Source organism: Streptomyces sp. 8K308, assembly GCF_004348315.1.
Lineage (GTDB): Bacteria > Actinomycetota > Actinomycetes > Streptomycetales > Streptomycetaceae > Streptomyces.
Map to the genome: position 1 here is coordinate 1 of NZ_SMKC01000540.1, position 2849 is coordinate 2849.

Genomic DNA, 2849 nt, shown 5'->3' on the forward strand with positions numbered 1-2849 from the left:
GGTGGGGAAAACCCACCCCACCCGCCACCGAGGGGCGTCAGGACACCGCGATGGCCCGCAGAACCGGCAGGCGGCCCGCACGGAACGCGGGGAGGAGGGCCGCCACCAGGCCCACCACCGCCGACGCGCCCAGCACCGTCAGGATCGTCGGCCAGGGAATCTCCAGCACGTCGAACCCCTCGAGCGCCAGCACCCGCTGCGTCGTCACGCCCCAGCACAGGCCGAGCCCGAGGCCCAACACCGCGCCGAAGACCGCGATCACCACCGACTCGAGGCGGATCATCCGCCGCAGCTGCCGCCGCGACAGGCCGATCGCCCGCATCAGGCCGATTTCGCGGGTGCGCTCCACCACCGACAGCGTCAGCGTGTTCACCACGCCCAGGATCGCCACCACGATCGCCAGCGCCAGCAGCCCGTAGACGATGTTCAGCAGCGTGCCGATCTCGTCCTCGAGCAGCTGCTTGTAGTCAGCCTGGTTGTTCACCTCATACATCGGGAACTCCCGCAGGCTCTCCCGGAGCGCCGCGTACGCCGCGTCCTCCGCGCCGTCGTTCGCCCTGGCGAACATCGTCGTCGTCGACGGCATCCGGTCGGCCGGCAGGTGGGCCCGCGCCGTGTCGAGCGCCAGGTACATCGCGCCCTGGTCGAGGACCGTGTCCTCCGAGGTGATCGCGCCCAGCGTCAACGGCACCGTCTCGCCGCCCACGAACCGCGCCGTCAGCTCGTCGCCCACGGCGAGCCCGTGCTCCGTCGCGAACGACTCGGGCACCGACAGGTGGTCGGGACCATACGCCGCGGACAGCTCGCCCGACAGCGTCTCGGCCCGCACGTCGTCCGCGTACGTCGGATCGGCCGCGACCATCTCCTGCGCCGAGGTCTCCCCGTCCGCCGTCGTCAACTCCACGCTCACCACGGTCAGTTCGGTCACGTGCTGGAGCCCGGGCGTCTCCCGGACCGCCCGCACCGCGTCCGGCGTGAACGCCTGCGAGGAGGACGAGTCGACCATGAAGTCCGCGCCCACCGTGCGGTCGAGCTGGCCGGAGGCCGAGGCCACCACTGAGGAGCCCACCACCCCGAGACCGCCGACCAGCGCCAGGCCGATCATCAGCGCGCCCGCCGTGGCGCCGGTGCGCCGCGGGTTGCGCAGCGCGTTGCGCCCGGCCATCCGGCCCACCGGGCCAAAGGCCCGCAGCACCACCGCGCTCACCGCCCGCACCACCACGCTCGCCAGCAGCGGCGCCACCACCACCGCGCCCACCAACGTCGCCAGCAGCCCGAGCCCGAGCAGCGCCGAACCGCCGGATGCCTCGTCCGCGTTGGCCGCCGCCACCAGCGCCGCCGCCCCCGCGCCGGACAGCAGCAGCCCGCACGCCGCCCGCACCCGGCCGGCCCGCGCGTCGCTCGGTGTGCCCGCCTCCCGCAACGCGGCCATCGGCGACACCTGCCCGGCCCGCCGCGCCGGCAGCCACGCGGCGACCAGCGTCGTCACCACGCCCACCGCGAGGCCGACCACCGGCACCGCGGCCGTCACCGTCAGCTGCGAGGTGTCCATGTTGACGCCGGCCGCGCTCATCAGCTCCATCAGGCCGACGGCGAGGCCGATCCCCGCGCCGATCCCCAGCGCCGAGCCGACCACGCCGAGCAACAGCGCCTCGGTCAGCACCGAGCGGTTGACCTGGCGGCGGCTCGAGCCGATGGCCCGCATCAGGCCGATCTCGCGGGTGCGCTGGGCGACCAGCATCGAGAAGGTGTTGACGATCAGGAAGATCCCGACCAGCACCGCGATCCCCGCGAAGCCCAGCATCGCGTACCGCACCACGCCGAGGAAGCCGACCTCGTCGCGCAGCGCCTCCTCGCCCTCGGCCCGCGTCTCCACCGCGAAGCCGTCCCCGAGGGCCGCCACGATCCGGTCCCGCAGCTCGTCGTCCGAGACGCCGTCCGCGGCCACCACCTCGACCGTGCTGATCTCATCCGCCGCGCCGAGCAGCCCCTCGGCCGCCGCCGCCGGGTCGAGCAGCACGAACGCCGCGCCCGGGTTGGTGTCCCGGAACGACGCGAGGCCGGTCACCTCGACCGTCACCCGGCCCGCCACCGCGACGATCTCGAGATGGTCGCCGATCGCCACCCCCTGCCGCTCCGCGGTGTCCGCGTCAAGCAGCGCCTCCCCGGGCCCGGACGGCGCCCGCCCCTCGGCCAGCTCCATGGAGCGCTGGATCGCCGGGCCCCAGTCGGCGCCGAACGTCGGGCCGCCCGAGCCGTCGATCTGCTCACCCTCGCCGTCCACCAGCGTCAGGTGCTCCGTCATCACCTGGCCGTCGGCCGCGGCCACCCCGTCGACCGCCCGCACCTGGTCGGCGACGGACGCCGGGATGGTGTCCGGGCGGCCCGTCTCCTGCGCGTGCTCCTCCTCGACCGGCGCCACCCGGACGTCCGAGGTCAACGAGGAGAAGAACCGGTCGAACGTCGTGTTGAGCGTCCCGGTGAACACCAGCGTGCCGCAGACGAACGCCACCGAGAGCACGATCGCCAGCCCGGACAGGACCATCCGGCCCCTGTGCGAGAAGAAGCTCCGCAGCGAGATCCGCAGGACGGTCACGACACCCTCCCGCGCGCGTCGAAGCGCCGCATGCGGTCCAGCACCAACTCGGCCGTCGGCTCGGCCATGTCGTCCACCACGCGCCCGTCCGCCAGGTACAGCACCCGGTCGGCATACCCCGCCGCCACCGGGTCGTGGGTGACCATGACGATGGTCTGGCCGAGGTCGTCGACGGAGCGGCGGAGGAAGCCGAGGACTTCGGCGCCGGCGCGGGAGTCGAGGTTGCCGGTGGGTTCGTCGCCGAAGATGATCT

General features: G+C 73.7%; 1 protein-coding gene and 1 pseudogene. Both read right to left on the minus strand.

Annotation, left to right across the window (positions count from 1 at the left end; translation table 11 throughout):
- Positions 1-37: 37 nt before the first annotated feature.
- A complete protein-coding gene (locus E1265_RS35380; RefSeq protein WP_132935049.1) occupies positions 38-2596 on the minus strand; it encodes an ABC transporter permease in 2559 nt (852 codons plus the stop codon).
- Positions 2593-2849: pseudogene (locus E1265_RS35385) on the minus strand (ABC transporter ATP-binding protein); the annotation flags it as partial. The pseudogene E1265_RS35385 and the gene E1265_RS35380, both read right to left, overlap by 4 nt.